Raw genomic sequence first — 21,607 nt, 5'->3', positions numbered from 1 at the left:
CTAAAAATAGCTTATTTTTATACGTTTTCCCATTGCCTTGAGACTTTCGTTGAGCCGCTGTACAAGCTGCATCTTCATGCTGAAATTCAGCGGCAGCTCTGCATTCTGATGCGCTGGATTAACTGCTCTTCCCACAAAGAAGTTAATATCTGTTGCCTCCTCAAAAAGCATACGGCTTATCTCCGCAGCACCGTTATTGTAGTACTCCCATTCTTCGTACAGCAGATTTTCGTTTATGTGATCCTCTGCATATTCAATGACCTTGCTTATGGTTATAACACCCTCGGTAACAAGATCAACGCCCTCGATCTCCGCAGTAGGAGGAACGTCCTTGCTGGTAAACACCAGATTCGTTTTTACAGTCTTGCCCAGCCATTTTGCAGCGATAGATGATGTCGTTCCGCCGCAGATGATATGCTTTCCGCTCTTTGAGAAGAAAAGGCTCATCATGCGATCACAGTCATCACGGTTTGAAGGAGGTCCAAATAGGATATTCATAGGAACACGCCTACGTATCTTTACAACACATGACGAAGTATCGTCACCGGGTTTTTCGCCGTAAAGACGGTTGCATTCATCCACAAGCATCGTGGAGAGCGTCTTTGCAGTATATCCCACAGATACAAGCCCCTCCATATATTTTGCTATATCCTCATGCTTCCAGCCAAAATTGAAAGCCGATCCGATGCCTGCATGGGGACAGCCGTCGCTCATCGAAACGAATACATCATTTTCTCTTATCTGTAAAACGGAATTATATATCTTTTTTCCGCCTATATTCAGTTCTGTTTCGGGATACGATACCGTATCGCCGTTCCGTATCAATATTATATGAGGATTATCGTATTGTATCAGTTCCGCCATATTGTCTTTTTTTAAATTTATGATCGTAAATGTGGAATAAGCAACCCCTCGAAGCTTATCCACAGGAAGAGTATCCGCAATAGTCTCAACGCACTCTTCAATGGGCAGCCCCTCTGCTATCATTGTCGAGATTATCTTTGAAGTAAGTGTAGAAAGAATGCTCGCCTTCACACCGCTTCCAAGACCGTCTGCAAGTACTATCACCGACCTTCCGTCAGGCTTTTCGATCACCTCAACATGATCGCCGCAAAGCTGCTCGCCGAAGTGATTGATGCTCTTCCAGCCTATTTCAGCACACAACTCATTCATCAGAGATCGACTCCTTCAGCTTTGAAAGTGCTATCTTCGTTTCCGCAGCAGTCTCTCCAAGAAGAGAAGCTATCTCCTGAACTATCCTCATCTGCTTCTCAACGACTTTATCGGCTACTTCGATAGTCTGGCGTGTTATATTCTCTTTTTTTTCACGCTGGGTCTCCTCGTCAGTAACATCATGCATGAGGCATATCAGAAGATTGCTTCCGTTGTCAGGCACAATGGTCTGCTCCACATACCTGTTGTATTCCGCAAGATATATCCTCGAATTGTAAATACCGCTTCCCGTATTCTGTACCTCGATGAACGGCATAGGGTCAAGTATCCGCACTATCTGTTCGCCGAGGATATCGTTTGCATGGCGTATATTCACTATATTCTGTGCTGCCTGATTTATCTGCTGAACTTCGAGCATATCATTGAGGACGATTATGCCATTAGGTGTATTTCTTGAAATAAGATCGGAGAAATTCTCGGCTTTTTCTTTCAGGAAGGGCATACACATTGATATCTCCGCTTTGCCCTGATATATGGCAACCGCCTTTTCCCGACAGCTGTTATATCCGCAGCTTCCGCAGTTGAGCTCCTGTTCGGGAGTTGTCTTTCCCATCTGTCTAAGAATATTCTTTATCTCATTCTCATCGGGGATATTTTTCTTTTGCGTGATGTACGCAAAGCTCTTGTGCAGATGCGATGTTTCGGGCTGACAGACATCAAAATCTTCTTTTCCCGCATATCCCGAGACCGCTTTATAGGATTTTATCGGACTTTTATGATGCTTCTCCATTACAGGACCGCCGATACAGCTCCCTGCACAGGCAGACATCTCAATAAAGCAGCTGTGGATATTTCCGTCCTCTATATCGTGGAGAGCATTGATGCAGTTATCGATACCGTCAACAGCAAGATAAGTGTAATACGGCTCGTTGCAGGACATAGTTTTCAGTATGCCGCCTGTTGTCGGAAAAAATCTTGCTCTGCTCTTATTCTCTGGAACAGTGCCGTATTCAAGCCTGATATCCTCAGCCTTCAGCCAGTTTGAAAGCTCCTCAAAGGTCAGTACAGCATCAACGATGCCTTCATAAGCCTCGGCTTCATCTTTTTTCGACACACACGGTCCGATAAATACTGTTCTTGCCTCGGGAAACCTGCGCTTTATATCGGCGCAGTGCGCCTGCATAGGTGACATCACATCTGCAAGATACGGGATAAGATTTGGGAAATGCTTCTGTATCAGCAGATTTACAGAATGACAGCAGGACGAGATGAGCACATCTCTTTTTTCCTCGTGCAGCAAGCGCTCATACTCGTTTTTTACGATCGTCGCTCCGACTGCCGTTTCTTCTGCATCATGAAATCCCAGCTTTTTCAGCGCTTCGCGGATATTCTCGATCCCGCAGCCGTCATAGTTTGCTATGAATGACGGCGCTATACTTGCAATAACAGGCGCTCCGCCCATAAGAAGCACCTTGACTTTTTCCGTGCTGTCCGCTATTTCCTTTGCATTCTGGGGACAGACTACAAAGCACTGTCCGCAAAGTATACATTCATCGCTTATTATATGCGCCTGATTGCCCGAAAAACGTATTGATTTCACAGGACAATGGCGGATACATTTATAACAGTTCTTACAATTCGACTTTTTTAAAGTAAGTGAATGACCCATTTACTTCACCAGCCTTGATCTTACCTCAGTATCAAAGAATCGACAGACTGAGTCGGGGGATACTGAGAAAAACTCCTTATCAATCGTTACGCATACGCCCTGCTGACATTTTCCCATGCAGAAGCTTCCGCAGAGCTCTATCTCGTTTTCGAGCTTTTCATCTGCTATCATCTGCTGAAGCTTTTCGACAACCATTCTCGATCCTTTTATATGACATGATGAACCGATACAAATTGTTATTTTCATATATTTCCTCCATTTCTGCCGACTGAACAATGAACATGATCGAGCAGGAATTGCCTTTTATTTCCGAAACAGCCCACTGAAAGCGTTAATGATGCAAGCGGAAGCCATTTCACAATATTCTCCGAAGCTATGGAATATTTGTCGTATACTGCGTCAAGATAATGCCTTACAGCCTGATTGTTTCCGTCCGAAAGCATAGAGATGCACGTAGCTGCATGGCCGTAACAGACATCTCCCTGAGCAGCATACTCCCAATCTATGATATACGGCGTTCCGCTTCTTGTAATGACTATATTCTGCGGGATAAGCTCTCCGTGGAGGAGCTCGTCCTTCTGCGGTAATGAATTCAGCAGCTCGTTGAGTTCCGCCATTTCATTTTCGCTAAGATCAGCTTTGGAAAAACTGTCGGTGATATACTCCTTCAAAAGCCTTATGGAAGCCTTCTTTTTGGAAATATCCTGCTGTGTATCAGCAATAAGCTCCGAAAACTCCTCGATTTTTTCGGGATAAGCAATTATCATATCCGAAAGTGACCTGCCGTTTATGTATTCGGATACAATAGCCGTCTTGCCGTTGATCTCGGTGATCTGCTCAACTTTCGGTACATTCAGTCCTATGGAACGCATAAGCGTCTGGATATACGCTTCGCGGTATATCTCAGGCTGTGAATAGCCGTTTTCAAACACTTTCACAGTGCAGCTGCCATCGCGGTAAATAGTCTTATTGTTTCTTACAGCGATTATCCTGTCAAGATTCATTCTAATTACCCAGCTTTCTTTATTAATGAACTTTTTCAGATGTTTAACTGAGAGTGCAAGCCATACCTTTTTTGCTGATATCAGGGTCTTTGTATTTCTGCATTAATAATTACAAGAACCGATTGTTATTTTTTTATCAAGCATATCTGTGACTTCATTTACGAACAAGCGGAACTCCTGTTATTTATGCATTTCCGATCATTCGTCCTGATCTGACTACCTCTCTTATTTCTTTATTACACTCTGTCTGTTATAATTATAACAAGGAATATTCACCTTGGGAATAATCAAAAAAGTATACCCGTGTTATCATTATTGATATGTATTTAAAATACCAAAAAAGCAAAAAACCGCAGGAATTCCTGCGGTCTGCGGTTTATAAATATTTTCGTTTTGATTTGCAGAGCTCGGTAATAAAGAGATTGTCAAGCTCTGTGAGATTATAATCGTCACGGTAGATAAGAACGTCTTTATATACTTTGTCATTATCGGGACATTCCCTTTGAACAAGTCCGAAACGTTCTATAGTTTTATCTGTTATGGGAGATACCCACATAAAAGTCTCGGGATTTTCCGACAGCAGCTCAAACTGACTTCCTCTCTCAAATACAAATATACGGCGGTCTATCGTATCGGCAAGCTCCTCGTGTATGACCTCCGACTGTGAAAGCGAAGGAACATACGGGTCAGCATGAGCGATCTCAATATACCCCGAAAGATCATTGAAATGTATTTCATCAAGGGCTGTAAGCGGACATTCCCTGCCCATAATCAGAACATAACTGAATTCAGCCACCACCTCGTAATGCAGTCCCTTTTCATCAAAAAGCATTTTGAAGTATTTATCATAATTCGATGCATAGCGCACTATACCGAGACTATAATCCGTAGACAGAACATTTTTTATGGCAAGTGAGGAGTTGGTTTCCTTGTAGAATATCTCGGATCGCCCCTTTCCGATCTTTTTTGAGAATTTTACAAAAGCATCGGAAATGTAAGTCGCCCTCGGTGTACAGACAGAGAACTTCTGCTTCTGTGCCAGACCTTCACGGTACATTTTTTCAACATCACTTATCTGCGAAAGTATCCTTTTTGCGTATCCGATAAATTCACTGCCCTCGGGAGTAAGCATCATTCCCTTTCGTGTACGCACAAAAATAGTTATACCAAGATCTGCTTCAAGCTCTTTTATCGAACGGCTGAGATTAGGCTGTGCGATCAAAAGTATCTCAGATGCTTTATTTATCGAACCGGTATCTGCCACCTCAACAGCGTATTTCATATGCAGGACATTCAAATTACTCACCTCCGCCTAATGATCTTCTGTTTTTATTATAACACTTTTTTGCTTCTTTGTCCATATTTTTCGTATAACACTTCCCCGAACGTGACAATATCACATCATATCTGCTATTTCGGGTCATTTTCAGCATAGTCTCCAAATATTAACAAAGGCATTATCTATAAGAAGCTATGCTTGCTATAGATAAAAGCTATAGCGCAAATGCTTGCATTTATAAGAAAGATGTGTTAGACTTAGTTATCAGATAGGAATTATAAATATATAGAGGTGATAGATTTGAAAATATCAACTAAAGTAGAATGCGGCATAATCGCGCTTATCGACATTGCTATCCATTCGCATGATGAAAATGTTATCAAGATCAATTCAATATCTAAGCGCAACAATATTTCAGCGAAGTATCTTGAGCAGATATTCCCGCTTCTCAAACAGTCACGTATACTGAAAAGCGTAAAGGGCGCAAGCGGCGGATACATTCTGGCAAGAAGCTCCTCCGATATCACGCTTAATGAAATAGTAAATGCTCTCGATAATTCTATACTTGCTTCATCTACATTCAGCGATAAGCTGGAATCCTCGGTCATAACCGCTATCGAGGAATGTCTCTGGAAGCCCGTTACAGACTATTTCTGCAAGTTCTCGGAAAATCTCACACTGAAGGTTCTTGCTGACAGATACAGCGAACTCAGCAGCTCTGAAACTGAGCCTATGTATTACATTTGAGCTGCGGTCTGACGAAACATACATATCATATGCTCGGATATCCTGCAAAGCTCCAACTGTAACAGCCTCTCTGATACGCAAACAAATGGTATGACTTTGCTCATATACCGATTTATAGCTTATTCCTATAACCTATAATAGGACTCTCGTATTGGACATACATTGCGACTGAGCGTATAATTAAAACATACTAAAACGATAGGAGAAATATCATGAAAGAGATAATTTGGCTCGGACGCGGCGGTCAGGGTGCATTTACCGCAGCAAAACTGCTCGGTGCTGCATATGCCTCCGACAGCAGCCGATTCGCACTTGCTTTTCCCTCATTCGGTCCCGAACGCCGCGGCGCTCCCGTTAGAGCATTCACTAAGTTCGATACAAAACCTGTTGCAGACAGAAGCCAGACCGAAAAGGCTGACTATATCGTTATACTCGATGACACTCTTTATTCACCACAGCTGCATGAGCTTCTTAAAAGCGGCGGCAAGATAATAATCAACTCAAAAAATGCCATCGAAGGAACTGTTACATTCGATGCCGAAAAAATTTCGGCTGAACACAGGCTACCTACAGTAAATACCGTTATGTACGGACTTCTTATAGGCATCTCAGATGTCGTAACAAAAGAAAATGCAGTTGACTCCATAAAGGGATATATGCCTGCAAAAATACAGGAGCGCAATATCTCAGCACTGCTGAAAGCTTCAGAGGAGGCATTGAAATGAGACCATACATAAGAGAAAAAAAGAGCTTCACATTTGATGAAGTTCCTGAGAATACTTCATTTGAAGCAGGTTATCTCACAACTGTCAACAGCGGCTGGCGCAGCATCAGACCTGTCATTGACAGAGCAAAATGTGTCGGCTGCGAGCAGTGCTATTTGTACTGCCCCGACGGTGTGATTTCCATAAACAGCGGAAAAGCCGAAATAGATTATGATTTCTGTAAGGGCTGCGGCATATGTGCAAAAATATGCAGGATCGGTGCCATAAGAATGGAGGCTGAACGTAAATGAGCAGAAAATTTTTATCAGGAAATGAAGCATTTGCCGAGGGAATTCGTCTTGCACGTCCCCAGGTCATTTCAGCTTATCCTATAACTCCTCAGACTATTGTCGTTGAGCGTCTTTCGGAAATGGTGGAGGACGGCAGCCTTAATGCAGAATATGTCCATGTTGAATCGGAGCACTCCGCACTTTCATGTGCTATCGGTGCAAGTGCAGCAGGTGCAAGAGCATTCACTGCCACATCGTCACAGGGACTTCTCTATATGGCTGAATGTCTGTACTACGCAGCAGGCGGACGCTTCCCCATCGTTATGATGAATGCTGACCGCTCTACAGCTCTCCCGTGGAATATCTACGGCGACCAGCGCGACAGCCTTTCGCAGCTTGACAGCGGCTGGATACAGGCTTATGCAGAAAATGCACAGGAAGCTCTCGACCTTGCGCTCATGAGCTACAGGATCGCCGAAGACAAACGTGTATCCACTCCTTTCATGGCTAATCTGGACGGTTTTGTCCTCACTCATACTTATGAAACAGTTGAGATACCCGAAAGATCAAAGGCTGACAGCTTTCTGCCGCCCTATGAGACCGACAACCGCATCGACTTCGATAACCCGAAGAATATGGCTTTCTCGGCAGGCCCTGACACAAACTATATCTTTAAGTACAAGGAGCATGAAGGAATTCTTGCCGCGCGTGATGTCATCACTGAGACAGAAAAGGAATTCGCCAATATCTTCGGCAGAAAATACAGCGGACTTATCGAGAAATACCGCACTGAGGACGCTGAATACATAATAGCAACTCTCGGAAGTATCGCCGGTCTATGCCGCGAAACTGCCGATAAGCTGCGTGAAAACGGCATAAAGGCAGGCGTTGTCCGCATACGATACATGAGACCATTCCCCAACACTGAAATAGCCGAGGTACTGAGCAATGTCAAGGCTTACGCTGTCCTCGAAAAGGACATCAGCTTCGGCAACGAGGGAACGGTTTTCACAAACGTCAACTCCGCGCTGAAAAAGGCAGGAGTGAACGTTAAGGGCTACAACTTCATCGGCGGTCTGGGCGGAAGAAATATCTCCGCCGCTGATATCGAAAAAATATACAGCGACATTGCTGTCGGCACTGACAGCGTGAATTTCATCGGCATTGGAGGCAAAGAGAATGGCTAATAAAACAGCGGAAAGCATTTCCCGTGAGGAATTTTTCTACGGACACAAAGCCTGTGCAGGCTGCGGCGGAAGTCTTGCAGTCAGAGCAGCGCTGAAAGTTCTCGGACCTAATGCAGTATCGGTACTCCCAGCAGGCTGTATGTCGGCAGTAGGCTTCAATTTCCCACAGCTTTGCTTCTCAAACAACTCGATAATCTCAACATTTGCAGGTACAGCTTCCATGCTGACGGGCGTTGAGGCAGGTCTAAGAGCAAGAGGCATCAAGGACTTTACTGCTGTGGGTTTTGCAGGCGACGGCGGTACGGCAGATATCGGTATACAGGCTCTTTCGGGAGCTATCGACCGCAACGACAATATCATCTACATCTGCTACGACAACGAAGCATACATGAATACAGGCATACAGAAAAGCGGTCTTACTCCTTTCGGTGCAAAGACCACGACTACTCCCGCAGGAAAGAATATCCACGGAAATATCCGTCCTAAGAAGAATATGTTCGAGATAGCTGCTGCTCATGATATTCCGTATGCAGCTACCGCAAGCGTGGGCTATATCAGCGATTTTATACAGAAGGTGCAGAAGGCTTCACAGATACAGGGAACTAAGTATATCCACGTTATAGCTCCATGTCCTACCGGCTGGGGAGTTGCTCCCGATGAGACAGTCGAGATAGCTAAGGAGGTAGTTGACTGCGGGCTCTGGTATCTTGCCGAGTACGAAAACGGTGAATTCAAGCTGAATCATAAGCCAAAGGAGTTCACAAGCGTTGAAGCATACCTGAAAAAACAGGGACGCTTCAAGCACCTTACAGATGATGATATTCAGGTAATAACCGCTTCCCGTGATAAAAAATGGGAATTTATCGGCAAAAACTTTGCCGTCTGACAAAGACTATATTTAATTCAAAGAGCCGCTTATATTCTGTTAATACAGGATATTTCGGCTTTATTCATAAATAATACTTGAAATACTGCCTACAATGTGCTATAATGTATGCGTAAGGAGTAATCCCTGCATATTTTTATTAAGGAGATCGTTGTTTGAAAAATAATAACAGAACTGAGATAGCAGCGTAAACGGAAGGTTTGCGAATACTATCCCACTCAAACCTCCCGTTTTTTGGTCAACTATTTCAGGAGGAAAAATAATGAATAATAATGACTATATCATCCGCAAGGAAACAGAAAAAGACTACCGCGAAGTTGAAAATCTCGCCCGTGAAGCATTCTGGAACCTCAGCGAGCCCGGCTGCTTCGAGCACTATTTCATTCACATAATGCGCAAGCACAAAGACTTTATCCCCGAGCTCAACTATGTTATCGAACTTGACGGGAAAGTTATCGCTTCTGTCATGTACTGCAAGGCAAAACTACGCGACGAAAATGGTAATGAAAAACCGATCGTTACAATGGGTCCGCTTTGTGTGCTGCCCGAATATCAGCGTAAAGGCTACGGGAAAGCACTTTTGGAGCACACATTCAAAGTTGCTGCGGAAATGGACTATGACACTGTCATCAACTTCGGAAACCCCGATAACTACGTTGCCCGCGGTTATAAAAGCTGCCGTAAGTACAACGTTTGCTTTGAGGGAGACTTCTTCCCTGCTGCTCTGCTTGTTAAGGTGCTGAAGGACGATGCTCTCGACGGCAGAAAATGGTTCTATTATCCCAGTGATGTTGACGCTCCCTGTAATGATACAGAAGCTGTTGAAGCTTTCGACGCTCAGTTCCCGCCTAAAGTTAAAGGCTGGCAGCCAAGCCAGGAAGAATTTTACATACATAGCCATTCTGTTATAAACCGCAAGTGATATCTCGATCAACACTTACAATCGCATAAAAACGCCTCTGACATAAAGTCAGAGGCGTTTTTGCGCATATTTTTGCTTTTTTGTAAACAATCTGTGATTTTAATAAAAAATGGTAGAATCGTTTACAAATTATATGATATAATACTGTAAAGTGCATATATTGTACGTTTTAACATTTTTAAATAACATAATTTTTAGGGGGACTATTATGAAACTAAGTAAAATCGCCTCTAATAAAATTAAATATACAAAAAAACACAGTCAACGTAAAATACGCCACTTTCGTCTGCTCGTCATGCTAACATTCCTTGCGATTGCAATGACTACGGTCATAACTATCGTTAGCGCACACCTGTTCACCGAAAAAACCAAAAATCTGAGAATTCAATCCGGACAGGTCACTGCACAGATAATCGCAGACACTATCAATACCGAAAGACTTGAAAAATGGCTGGCTTTCGGCTCAGATCTGGAATATGTCCGTACAAAAGCCCTTCTCGATAATATTTATCACAACTCTCCGGACCTGAAAAAAATATTCGTATTTCACCTGACTACCAATGATACATATGTTATATTTGACATTAACGGAACTGAGGAAGAAGATGCTCCGCTTGCCACGAGTTATAAGATAAGCGATTCTTTAAAATCTAAGAAACCTGACATGATATCCGGCGAAAAGATAGCTCCTACCGAGAAAAAAACTTCAAATTCGTGGATAATAAGCGTATATCAGCCTGTTATGAATAAGCGTGACAGATGTGTTGCATATATACGTGCCGATATCGACATGATAGATATTAAAGAATATGTCACCAGCTTCACTATAAAGGTCGTTCTTTTCTCTACGATTTTCCTTATTATATGCGTCATAATCGGAGTTCGTATGTCCATCGGCTACCACAAGGCTGATGATATGGAATTTTTCATCGAGCGACAGAAACGTGATAAGCTTCTTATACGTGAGATAGTTGAGAGCTTTGCGATAGTTATCGATATGAAGGACACATACACCAACGGTCATTCAAGCCGTGTTGCCAAATATACCGCCATGCTCACGCGGGAGCTGGGCTACGATCAGGAAACTATCGAAAAGTACTACAGTATAGCGCTTATGCACGATATAGGCAAGGTGTGTATCCCTGATGAAGTCCTTAACAAACCCGGAAAGCTGACACCGGAAGAATACGAGCTTATCAAGTCCCATACCGAACGCGGCTACGAAGCACTGAAAAATATCAGTCTGATGCCTGAGGTTGCGATAGGTGCTCGTGCTCACCATGAGCGTCCTGACGGAAAGGGCTATCCTTTGGGTCTGAAAGGCGACGCGATACCGCGCGTTGCGCAGATAATCGCTGTTGCAGATACCTTCGACGCGATGTACTCCAACCGTCCGTACCGCAAGCGCATGAACTTTGAAAAGGCTGTCAGCATTATCAAGGAAGTTTCAGGAACTCAGCTCGCCGAAGATGTTGTTGATGCTTTTCTTCGTCTGGTCGAAAAAGGCAAGTTTAGAGATCCTAACGACCAGGGCGGCGGCAGCACCGATGATATCTCAAATATCCGCGGCTGCTGAGTCGGTTAATTGTATCATCAGATTATCTTCGTTGACCAGTCCTCGATATTCCATACTTCATCAGCGATGTCCATATAGAATTCGGGTTCATGGCTAACGATAAGAACTGTGCCTTTATAATCATTTATAGCTTTTTTAAGAGCATCTTTAGCGTCAACGTCAAGGTGGTTCGTAGGCTCGTCAAGCACAAGGAGATTTATTTCCCTGAGCATGATCCTGCAAATTCTTACCTTGGCGTTTTCGCCTCCCGAGAGAACTCTCATCTGCGAGGTTATATGCTCGGTGGTGAGTCCGCACTGTGCAAGCGCAGCTCTAACCTCCGCATTTGTCATAGAAGGATATTCGTTCCATATCACTTCAAGAGCTGTCTGGGAGGTGCTCTCCTCTTCCTGCTCAAAATAGCCTGCCTCAACGAACTGGTCATGCTCGACAGTTCCCGAAAGGGGCGGTATTATCTTCAGGAGAGTTTTCAGCAGAGTGGACTTGCCTATTCCGTTGACTCCGCGGATAGCTATCTTCTGACCGTTCTCCACCTGTACCGAAACAGGCTTGGTGAGAGGTTCGTCGTAGCCGAGAACTATGTCCTTGCAGTCAATGACTACTCTGCCCGGAGTACGCGCCTTTCTGAACGAGAAAACGGGCTTCGGCTTTTCGCGCATTAGAGTTATCTTGTCCATTTTGTCAAGCTTTTTCTGGCGTGATTTAGCCATATTCGTAGTAGCAACACGCGCCTTGTTACGCGCGATGAAGTCTTCAAGATCGGCTATTTCCTTCTGCTGCTTTTCGTAAGCCTGCTCGATCTGCTTCTTTTTAAGCTCGTACATTCTCACGAAGTTGTCGTAATCTCCCGTATATCTGGTCATTACGGCGTTTTCCACATGATAGACCACGTTTATGACACTGTTCATGAATGGTACATCGTGGGATACAAGTATGAACGCATTGTCATAGTTTTGCAGGAAATTCGTGAGCCATGCGATGTGGTTCTCGTCAAGGAAGTTTGTAGGCTCGTCAAGAATAAGTATCATCGGATTTTCAAGAAGGACCTTCGCCAGCAGCACCTTTGCTCGCTGACCGCCCGAAAGCTCCGCAACATCACGGTCAAGACCTATCTCGTTCAGACCCAGACCGTTTGCATACTCGGATATCTTAGCATCAATAGTGTAATAACCGCTGTAGTCGAGGATACTCTGTATCTCGCCGACTTCTTCCATGAGCTCGTTCATCTCTTCCTCGGTGCAGTCCGACATTTTCTCGTAGAGCTGTAACATCTCTGCTTCAAGCTCCGAGAGATGCACAAAAGCTTCACGAAGCACATCGCGGATAGTCTTTCCCTTTTCAAGAGTACTGTACTGATCGAGATATCCCGTAGTGATATGTCTGCACCATTCCACCTTTCCCTCATCGGGCATGAGCTTTCCCGTGATTATATTGAGGAATGTGGACTTGCCTTCGCCGTTAGCGCCCACAAGTCCGACGTGTTCTCCTCTGAGCAGCCTGAATGAAGCATCGTTCAGTATCTGCCTTGCACCAAATCCGTGTGTTACGTGTTCAACATTAAGTATACTCATATTCTTATCTCCGTTTACCTGCTCCGAAGTAACGGAGCTTTTATTTTTTTGCCTGAGCAGCCGCTCACAGCTCGATAGTTTTAGTTGCGATTTTCTCGCGGAATCTTATATCATGCTCTACAAACAGCATTGTAGGAGCATGATCCAGCAGCAATTTTTCTATCTGCATACGCGAGAAAACGTCAATGTAATTCAGCGGCTCGTCCCATATATAAAGATGGGCTTGTGTCATAAGACTTGAAGCGATAAGGACTTTTTTCTTCTGTCCCTCGGAATAGTCCCTCATATTTTTGCTGAACTGTGCTCTCTCGAAGTCAAGCTGCCTGAGAATAGTACAGAACATACTCCTGTCAAGCCCGTTTTCTGTGCAGAACTCCTCGACAGTACCGCTGAGGCCGCTTGTGTTCTGGTCGATATATGATATCACAAGTCCGCCCGCGATCTCGCATAAGCCGCTGTCCTCAAAGCGGATATCTCCGCTGTAAGCGCCTGACTTGCTGAGTATAGCCCTTATGACCGTGGATTTTCCGCAGCCGTTCTCACCGTGCAGTGCTACACGCTCTCCCCTTTTTATTTCAAGGTCAAATCCGCGCAGTATCGGTTCGGGAGCACTTTCGTACCTGAATGTGTATCCCTTCATATTTATAAGAGTATTCTTGTGATGTATGAGCTGTGAGAGCTTCAGCTCGGGAGTTCTTTCGATATCGCTGAGCAGTCCCTCTTTTTCCTCGATCTCACGGCCGATCCGCTTTTCTATGCTTTTCACTCTGCTCTGCATTTTCTTGGTCTTTGCCCCAATGAACGACCTCGTGGAAATACACCTGTCATTCTCCTTTATGGGATCAAATCCTATCTTGGTTCGCTCATTTTTATCAGCCCAGTCCGATGTGCGCTTTGCCGCCTGCCGCAGCTTTTTTATCTCCTTCTTGTGCTTTTCATTCTCCGAAGCCGCAAACTGATCTTTCTTCTGCTTATTCTCCCACCAGCTGGTAAAATTGCCGCTCTGGACTTCTATACTCTTCCTGTTGAGTACAAGAACATGGTCGATACAGGCATCGAGCAGGTCGCGGTCGTGAGAAACGAGGATAAATCCCTTCTTCGATGCAAGGTAGTTCTTTACCTTTTCTCTTGCGTCCTGATCGAGATGATTCGTCGGCTCGTCAATGAGCAGGAAATCGTTCTCCCCGGAAAACAGCACCGCAAGCAATATCTTCGTGCGTTCCCCGGGGCTGAGTGTACTGAACGGACGGTAAAGTATGTCCGCTTCCTCGCCTATCTGTGAAAGCTCACAGATTACGCGCCACTCCTCGCAGTCGGGACGAATATCAGAAATGAACTCGGACGCGCATAGGGTACGCTGCTCGTCAGTGAGCTTATACGGAAAATACGCAAATCTTACTGATGACTCAATAGTTCCTTTATAGGAGTATCTCCCCATGAGAAGATCGAGAAACGTAGTTTTTCCCTTGCCGTTTCTGCCGATAAAACCGAGCTTCCAGTTTGTATCTACGGAAAACGAGACTCCCTCGAATATATTATCGAAGCTTCCTTCATAATAAAATGTTAGATCGTTGACTCTTATCTGTGACATAAAAACTCCTCCTTTCGCGGTCCTGTATGCAATAAAAAAGAACCGCTTGCTGCCAAACAGTTCATTACATACCTATAACCTCATATAGGAGGACACAACACCGCAGAAAAAGACACTGCAGCACTATTCGCACATAAAAAGAGGTTATGAGAACATAATCCACTTTTGGCAACATGATAAGACAGTACAAAAACTATGCACTGCCGCAAAAATATTCATGTGTTCAAAAGCAGATCATTTTTTCATCATGACACCTCTCTTTAAGGAATTTTTTTCATTATAACACGATACATTAAAATTGTCAAGCAATTTCCTTATATATATTGAAATAACTTCGTTTGAATGCTAAAATAAAATAATCAAAAAAAAACTTAGTGTTTTTTCATTCAGAATACGTCTAATAAGTAAGAACGCAATTTCCGACACGAAAGGAGTCTCAACATGGATAACGGTGAAAGTAGCTACCGCCGTTTCCTTGCAGGTGATGACAGCGGAATGTTTAAATTGGTTCGTGATTTCAAAGACGGTCTGATGCTGTACCTTAGCAGCTATACAGGCGATCTGAGTATAGCGGAGGACTGTGTGCAGGACACTTTTATAAAGCTTGCAGTCAAAAAGCCTCGTTTTAACGGCAAAAGCTCTTTCAAAACATGGCTGTATACCATTGGCAGAAATATCGCTGTCGATCATAAAAGACGATTTTTCAAGCATAAGAAAGTTTCTCTCGATGACTGCACAACTCTTTCAGACGAATCCGACCTCGAACAAAGCTATCTTGTCAGCGAGCAGAAGATCGCTCTTAGGCACTCTCTGCTGCGTCTGAAAAAAGAGTATCAGCAGGTTCTCCACCTGTCATACTTTGAGGAATTCAGCAACAGCGAAACTGCTCAGATAATGGGCAAGACCATAAAGCAGGTGGAAAATCTGCTGTATAATGCAAGGAAAGCACTTAGGGCAGAACTTGAAAAGGAGGGCTTCAGCTATGAAAAATTATGAAGAAATGGCAAAATATGTGCTTGAAGTCCGCGATGAACATGAGAGAAAAAAGCAAAAACGAAAAATTATAGTCAGAAGATGTGCTCCTCTTGCAGTAAGCCTTTGTGTATTCCTGATTGCCAGTCTCGGAGTGTGGAGGAATATGCCTGCTCCGAACAAGTTCAACACAAACATCATTCAGACTACCGAAACTGTAACTGCTTCTCCTGTATCAACAGAAAAACATACATCTGTATCAACGAGTGTCACCCGCACGACCACCGCAAAAATATCTTCCGTGAGCCGCAATGCAACAACTGCTTCAACAGCAAAAACGACTTCCGTTACTGCCGCAGCATCAGGAAACGTTCTCACTGCCACACGTAATCTCACACAAACACACACAAATACAACTTCCGAGAAAACACAGATACACGTAACACATACAACTTCAGAACAGGGACTTGCTCCGTGTGAATCAACTGCAAAAACTGTTTCGTCTGTCACTGTGACGAATACGATCACCACAACAGTTTGTGTATCACAGACTACTACCCTAATCTCTAACATATCAGGTGCAGTAACCAGACCATGGTCGGAATTCAGCATTGATTACCGATATAACATCGCATATGTTAACGGTCTGAACGGAAGATATCTGAGTTCAGGCATACCCATCAGGGAATTCGAGCTCGGAAGCTTTATCGCAGAAGCCGAAATGTCAGGATATGATTCAGATTATTGTGAGTTACGTGAATGCACCGCAAAAGCTTACCGTATAAACGACACCAGCGAAAACAAGGCTATTGCCATCAAATTCGACGACGACGACAACTTTTATCTTTATTACTTCGGTTGATCCGACAGAGTGATCCACTTCAGAAAGGACGATCTTTATGAAAAAAACTAAGTTATTATCACTTCTCACAGGTTCTGCTTTAGCTGTACAGTCCCTCGCCTGCCTTACAGCTTCGGCTGAGTATTACAATAATGCCAAGCTCTTCATAAGTGTTTTCAACGAGGACGATGGCGGATTCTACACGGAAGATACCGACTTCATGATAGTCGGAAGCCAGCAGTGCTCCGCAGGTCAGGCAGGTGCCGTATTCCTCGACGGCTTCAATACCTCGGAAGCTAATCCCATCGAGATGACCGATATTTATATCGACACCCGAAACACTTATGCAGTTTTAGACTGTGGCAGAGATCTTGACGGCTACCACTATATTTTAGATGAAAGCAATAGCGATAAGAACTTTACTTTTGATGACGGTCCCGAAAAAAAGATAGAGCTCCTGATGAAAAAACACTTCTTCATCATCAACTCCGACCAGCTCTCATATCTCACTCACAGTGAAGAAGTCGTGAATGAAACAGGTGCTGTGATGACCGCTATCTACAATGTCATAAACGGCTATGATTACATGATGCTCGATTCTGTGCAGAGAGTCAATGCTGTAGATGCTGTTCTTGACGACTTGCAGCTTGTGGGTCTTGTGAGCGAACACCACTTCGACAACGACGAAAAAACTATGGAGTTCACATATAACTGCGGCATAACAGGTACTCTCAGACCATGTGTATTTCTCGGCAGAGGCGATACCATCGACGATATAAAGCCTCCTAAAAAAGCCGAGCATGATATAAACTGCGACGGAAATTTTGCCGTATCAGACATTATTTCGCTTCAGAACTGGCTCGTAAGGAACGAAAGAGCTGCTTATATAAATTTCAAGGCTGCCGACCTCTGCCCTGACGGCAAAATAGACGTTTTCGACCTTGTAGCTGCAAAAAAAGAGATACTCAGCGACCATGATGACGAAAATGACAACATTTCTTTTGATGTCGTTGACCAGATAAAGAGCACTGATTTCAGCAACATATCCCTTGAAGATTCCACATATATCGTAAGATCAATGAATGAACTGAATACCATAACTTCTATCAATGACGGCAAAGCTGCTGATATCGCAGGCATCGACGACGATTTCTTCAATGACAAAGCCCTCGTTCTTGCGTATAAGCTATCCGGCTCAAGCGGTATCAATAACACATTGGACAGAATATACTCCGAAGACGGCATACTGAAAACCGAGATCACATCTGAGATCCCCGAGATATGTACCTGTGACATGGCATACACCCGTATCTCGGCAGCTGTTGACAAGTCCGCAGTCGAGGGACTTGTTACAGATACTAACGGTATTTCCTTTTACACTGCCGATAAATAAAAGACCATCTTTAAGGAACGCCGCGCACGGCGTTCCTGTTTTTTGACCTCTCCAAACTGTTCACAGAATATTTACATTTCAAGCCGCACATTTCTGTATCCCGATACGTTATGTATTATAGAAAACGCACATCAGTGCATTCGCTCAACTTATTCTATCAAGGGAGGTATTCTTATGAAATTCACGAAGCTCTTCGCAGCAGCCGCTGCACTTTGTATCGCTGCTCCTTCTACCCTACCGACAACATCGACAGCACTCACTCCGCCGCCACAGGGTGATGTAAACGGCGACTTTATATTCAACCTTTCCGATATCGTATTGTTCCAGCGCTGGCTCAACGGCAAGGACAACAGTATTATCATCAACTCAGGCGCTGATGCAAACTGTGACGGAAAATTCGATGTATTCGACCTTATTGCAATGAGGAAGAAACTCATCAGCTGCATAAATGACGCTCCGGAGCCGGATTTCAAGCCAAAGGCTCAGAATCTCTGTGCTGGAATAGAATCATCGCTCCCAAGTCCTAACGAATATGACGAAAAGTTCATAAACAGCCAGACAAAGTTCACTGTCGATATGTTAAAGAAGACCTATGCCGAGAACGAGGAGAAAAAAAATACTCTCATCTCTCCATATTCTATAATGCAGGCTCTTGCAATGACTGCAAACGGTGCAAACGGAGAGACTCTCAAAGAAATGGAAAACGTGCTCGGTGACGGTATGGAAATAAGCGAGCTTGACAAGTATCTGCTCAAGCAGCGTCTGAGCAATATCAATAACTACCGCACAGAATACACAAACAAATGGTCGCTCAGCACAGCAAACTCCATATGGGCTGTAAATGATCCCGAAAGAATAGTTACACGTCCTGAATTCGTACAGAAATGTGTTGATTACTTCAATTCCGAGTATTATGTTGCTCCTTTTGATAATACCACTCTTGACGATGTAAACAACTGGGTAAATGAGAAAACAAATAAGATGATCCCCAAAATTCTCAACTATATACTCCCATACGAGGTAATGTACCTTGTCAACGCTGTTGCGTTCGAGGCAGAATGGCAGGAACCTTACAGCAAATATCAGGTCGAAGAAGGTAAATTTACTTCTGCCAATGGTAAAGAACAAAAAGCAGATATGCTTTGCAGCCAAGAACATTACATCGGCGACGAAAATACCGAAGGTATCATAAAAAAATACAGCGGAGGAAAGTTCGCATTCGCTGCATTTCTCCCCGACAAGGACACTACTGTTGACTCATACATCGAAAATCTTACTCCCGAAAAGCTGAGAAATATTCTTGGCAGTTACAAAAACTATACCGATATTGCAGCCGATGCAATGCTTCCTAAGTTCAAATATGAATACGAAAACGAACTTAGCGACGAACTCATATCAATGGGTATGCCAACAGCTTTCGCTGATTATGCCGACTTTTCAAATTTGTCCGCAATTTCTGACAAAAACCCGTTAGCCATAGGCAGAGTTATCCATAAGACATTCATTGAGCTTGACGAGAACGGTACAAAAGCTGCGGCTGCTACATTGGTATCAATGACGGAGAACAGTATGCCTTCCTATAAGGAAGTCAAGCGCATTGTATTCGACAGACCTTTCGTATACTGTATCTTTGATACCGAAACTTATCTCCCCATATTTATCGGAGCACTAAATTCACTCGAATAATTCCTTTGCTTAAGGTTAATTTAAGCATAATATGATATAAATTAACACAATATGCCGCATCTGCACATTAGCGGCATACAATCAAACCTATTCCGCATGAACTCAGCATAAATTGCTTTTAAGTTCATGTAAGGGGGACACTCAGGGGGGAGCTTTTTACAAAAAAGTTCCCCGATTTTTTTGCTCAGAAAACCATAAATCACCATTTTTTGCGATTATTTAACTAAAACGGAAAGAATTCTCCGCGTCTGTTGCTATTTTTTAAATTATATGTTATAATATAAAGCGTAAGACTGCGGAGGAGGGTATTTCATGTCATTTGATATAAACGAACAATATGATAAGATATACCGTTACTGCTTCCTGAAAGTGCGGCATAAGGAAACTGCCGAGGACATCACGCAGGAAACTTTTCTCCGTTACCTCGAACACCCCGACTACAAAAGCGTGGATAAAACATTGCAGCTGCTTTACACCATTGCAGGCAACCTCTGTAAAGATGAGTTCAGAAAGAAAAAAGCCTCTGAACTTTCTGATACAGCCCCTTCCAATGATGATATTGAGGACAGCGTACTGTCAGGCTTCGACCTGAAACAGGCTCTCAACAAGCTCTCGGAAGACGACAAGGAAATAATCCTGCTGAGATATGTAAATGAAGTTCCTGTAAATGTTATCGCAAAGATGCAGAATATCTCAAGGTTTGCACTTAACCGAAGGATAAACCGTATCCTCACCTCGCTGCATGAGTATATGGGAAAGGAGGAGCTTACATGACAGATAAAGAGAAACAAGCGCTCAGGGAAGCCTTCGGCATACCTGAACCTGACAGAAAAAAAGATTTTACGGAACAATTCAGGCAGCGCATTAATGAGAAACATAAAAAACGTATCTCGCCCGTCATCATGCGTATGGCTGCTACTGCCGCTATGCTGCTGATCGTCGTTGGAGTCTGCGCAAATATGCCTGTTTCTCCGAAGGATATCAACGATAACAACAATAATTTGATCGAAACTACTTCGATCGGTACATCTGATATCAGCAATTCAGATGAAAACACGACAAGTACTTCAGCTGCTTCGGACAGCATCGTCAGCAGAACAACCGCTTCCACGGTTACTGCTGCCACTGTCACGGCAGGAACGGCTTCTTCTCCTCAGCAAAACGGCAACCATGCAGTAACCACAAAAGCTGCCGTATCGGGACACAGAACCACCGTTACAACTGCTGCTCCAAAAAACGATAAAACGTCCTCAAGGACTTCACATACTGTCTCAAAGACAAATACTACAGCCCGCAATACCACAACTACGGCAAGAAGGTCTTCTACATCAATCGGGAAAGTTTCGACTACCACGCGAAGGATCACTACAGCTGCTGCATCAACCTTCACCATGACCACTGCTCCCGCAAACTATACCAAGCCTGCTGTCTCAACTACTTACGCGGCACCTGTAGCCGACGGACACGACATGACTGTCGAGCCTGAGATCACCTATAGTATTCGCGGACGTGTAGTAAATGCGGATAATTTGGAAGAAAATTCTGATTCTCCTGTCAACTCAAATGAAAAAGGAACAGATAATGCTCCTGTGGGAGTTACTCTGCCTTTTGAACAAAAAATACAGGAGATGTTCAATAATTCCTACGCAGTGGTACTTGCAAAAATTGATAAAATAGTGTATACTTCTATAAATGGCATGCCTTATACTGCCGAAAATATAACTATTCAGAAAGTATACAAGGGCAGTGTCGAAACATATGACAAAGTAACTGTCTACGTCAGCGGCGGATATATGCCTGCTAATGAATATATCAAAAGTCACCCTGATATATATTTAAGTGATACAAGCTATGTTACCGTTTATGATAGCGGCGGCTGTGTCGGAGAACAGGAATGCGGAGAGACATATCTCTTCTTTTTAAGGCGCTACACTCCTTACCTGCCTTATGGCACATACTCTCTTACAGGCACAGGCGATGAAGGCGTGTTCACGGAAGCCAACGGCTGCTTCACTTGCCTTGCACACAATCAGCTGCAGTTCATGGAAGAACTTTTTGACAAATTTTGATCTGTTCCATTTATTGGCATATCGCACCAAACGCATCCCTCTTATTA

20 protein-coding genes are annotated in these 21,607 nt (G+C 43.7%); 13 read left to right on the top strand and 7 right to left on the bottom strand.

Annotated features, from left to right (window positions below):
* From K6G33_RS11010 to K6G33_RS10990, 5 genes are all read right to left on the bottom strand, one after another.
* A complete protein-coding gene (locus K6G33_RS11010) occupies positions 1-1,173 on the bottom strand; it encodes a SpoIIE family protein phosphatase (protein ID WP_296779388.1) in 1,173 nt (390 codons plus the stop codon).
* Positions 1,166-2,842, bottom strand: a complete 1,677-nt coding sequence (locus K6G33_RS11005; protein WP_296779386.1) for a [Fe-Fe] hydrogenase large subunit C-terminal domain-containing protein — start codon at positions 2,840-2,842, stop codon at positions 1,166-1,168. Before K6G33_RS11005 ends, K6G33_RS11010 begins: the two co-directional genes overlap by 8 nt.
* Positions 2,843-3,088, bottom strand: a complete 246-nt coding sequence (locus K6G33_RS11000; RefSeq protein ID WP_296779384.1) for a (2Fe-2S) ferredoxin domain-containing protein — start codon at positions 3,086-3,088, stop codon at positions 2,843-2,845.
* Positions 3,085-3,846, bottom strand: coding sequence for a phosphotransferase (locus K6G33_RS10995; RefSeq protein ID WP_296779381.1), 762 nt, complete (start codon positions 3,844-3,846; stop codon positions 3,085-3,087). Before K6G33_RS10995 ends, K6G33_RS11000 begins: the two co-directional genes overlap by 4 nt.
* Positions 3,847-4,222: 376 nt before the next feature.
* Positions 4,223-5,143 (bottom strand): LysR family transcriptional regulator, encoded by a 921-nt coding sequence (locus tag K6G33_RS10990; RefSeq protein ID WP_296779380.1) that lies wholly within the window; start codon positions 5,141-5,143, stop codon positions 4,223-4,225.
* A gap of 282 nt (positions 5,144-5,425) precedes the next feature.
* Between K6G33_RS10990 and K6G33_RS10985 the strand changes: the two genes are divergently transcribed.
* From K6G33_RS10985 to K6G33_RS10955, 7 genes are all read left to right on the top strand, one after another.
* Positions 5,426-5,872, top strand: a complete 447-nt coding sequence (locus K6G33_RS10985; RefSeq protein WP_296779377.1) for an Rrf2 family transcriptional regulator — start codon at positions 5,426-5,428, stop codon at positions 5,870-5,872.
* A 212-nt stretch (positions 5,873-6,084) separates the two neighbouring features.
* The gene (locus K6G33_RS10980) at positions 6,085-6,597 is read left to right on the top strand and encodes a 2-oxoacid:acceptor oxidoreductase family protein (RefSeq protein ID WP_296779375.1); all 513 of its coding nucleotides are present in this window, start codon (positions 6,085-6,087) and stop codon (positions 6,595-6,597) included.
* Positions 6,594-6,887, top strand: coding sequence for a 4Fe-4S binding protein (locus tag K6G33_RS10975; RefSeq protein WP_296779372.1), 294 nt, complete (start codon positions 6,594-6,596; stop codon positions 6,885-6,887). Before K6G33_RS10980 ends, K6G33_RS10975 begins: the two co-directional genes overlap by 4 nt.
* Positions 6,884-8,053 (top strand): transketolase C-terminal domain-containing protein, encoded by a 1,170-nt coding sequence (locus K6G33_RS10970; protein ID WP_296779369.1) that lies wholly within the window; start codon positions 6,884-6,886, stop codon positions 8,051-8,053. The genes K6G33_RS10975 and K6G33_RS10970 overlap by 4 nt, the downstream gene beginning before the upstream one ends.
* Positions 8,046-8,939: a thiamine pyrophosphate-dependent enzyme gene (locus tag K6G33_RS10965; protein WP_296779368.1), complete on the top strand. Its 894-nt coding sequence runs from the start codon at positions 8,046-8,048 to the stop codon at positions 8,937-8,939. The genes K6G33_RS10970 and K6G33_RS10965 overlap by 8 nt, the downstream gene beginning before the upstream one ends.
* Before the next feature lie 262 nt (positions 8,940-9,201).
* Positions 9,202-9,861 carry a GNAT family N-acetyltransferase gene (locus tag K6G33_RS10960; RefSeq protein ID WP_296779365.1) on the top strand — a complete coding sequence of 220 codons (660 nt, stop codon included), beginning with the start codon at positions 9,202-9,204 and terminating at the stop codon, positions 9,859-9,861.
* A gap of 208 nt (positions 9,862-10,069) precedes the next feature.
* Positions 10,070-11,437 (top strand): HD-GYP domain-containing protein, encoded by a 1,368-nt coding sequence (locus tag K6G33_RS10955; RefSeq protein ID WP_296779362.1) that lies wholly within the window; start codon positions 10,070-10,072, stop codon positions 11,435-11,437.
* A 17-nt stretch (positions 11,438-11,454) separates the two neighbouring features.
* Here K6G33_RS10955 and K6G33_RS10950 read toward each other — a convergent pair whose 3' ends face one another.
* Complete coding sequence (locus K6G33_RS10950; RefSeq protein WP_296779359.1) at positions 11,455-13,008, bottom strand: ABC-F family ATP-binding cassette domain-containing protein; 1,554 nt, start codon at positions 13,006-13,008, stop codon at positions 11,455-11,457.
* Between the two features lie 64 nt (positions 13,009-13,072).
* Positions 13,073-14,599: a ribosomal protection-like ABC-F family protein gene (abc-f, locus tag K6G33_RS10945; RefSeq protein WP_296779358.1), complete on the bottom strand. Its 1,527-nt coding sequence runs from the start codon at positions 14,597-14,599 to the stop codon at positions 13,073-13,075.
* 441 nt (positions 14,600-15,040) lie between these two features.
* Here abc-f and K6G33_RS10940 point away from each other — a divergent pair, with 441 nt between their 5' ends.
* The 6 genes from K6G33_RS10940 to K6G33_RS10915 all read left to right on the top strand — a co-directional run bounded on the left by K6G33_RS10940 (position 15,041) and on the right by K6G33_RS10915 (position 21,560).
* Positions 15,041-15,595 carry an RNA polymerase sigma factor gene (locus K6G33_RS10940; protein WP_296779355.1) on the top strand — a complete coding sequence of 185 codons (555 nt, stop codon included), beginning with the start codon at positions 15,041-15,043 and terminating at the stop codon, positions 15,593-15,595.
* Entirely contained in the window at positions 15,582-16,433 is an 852-nt protein-coding gene (locus tag K6G33_RS10935; protein ID WP_296779352.1) for a hypothetical protein, read from the top strand. The genes K6G33_RS10940 and K6G33_RS10935 overlap by 14 nt, the downstream gene beginning before the upstream one ends.
* 37 nt (positions 16,434-16,470) lie before the next feature.
* Positions 16,471-17,805: a dockerin type I repeat-containing protein gene (locus K6G33_RS10930; RefSeq protein ID WP_296779350.1), complete on the top strand. Its 1,335-nt coding sequence runs from the start codon at positions 16,471-16,473 to the stop codon at positions 17,803-17,805.
* A gap of 174 nt (positions 17,806-17,979) precedes the next feature.
* Positions 17,980-19,491, top strand: a complete 1,512-nt coding sequence (locus K6G33_RS10925; RefSeq protein WP_296779348.1) for a serpin family protein — start codon at positions 17,980-17,982, stop codon at positions 19,489-19,491.
* A gap of 312 nt (positions 19,492-19,803) precedes the next feature.
* Positions 19,804-20,265: a sigma-70 family RNA polymerase sigma factor gene (locus K6G33_RS10920; RefSeq protein WP_296779346.1), complete on the top strand. Its 462-nt coding sequence runs from the start codon at positions 19,804-19,806 to the stop codon at positions 20,263-20,265.
* A complete protein-coding gene (locus tag K6G33_RS10915; protein ID WP_296779343.1) occupies positions 20,262-21,560 on the top strand; it encodes a hypothetical protein in 1,299 nt (432 codons plus the stop codon). The genes K6G33_RS10920 and K6G33_RS10915 overlap by 4 nt, the downstream gene beginning before the upstream one ends.
* The last annotated feature ends 47 nt before the right edge of the window (positions 21,561-21,607 follow it).

The organism is Ruminococcus sp., from assembly GCF_024691275.1.
GTDB lineage: Bacteria > Bacillota > Clostridia > Oscillospirales > Ruminococcaceae > Ruminococcus.
The sequence above is the reverse complement of the archived record's forward strand: the minus strand, read 5'-3'. Positions and strand labels throughout refer to the sequence as shown.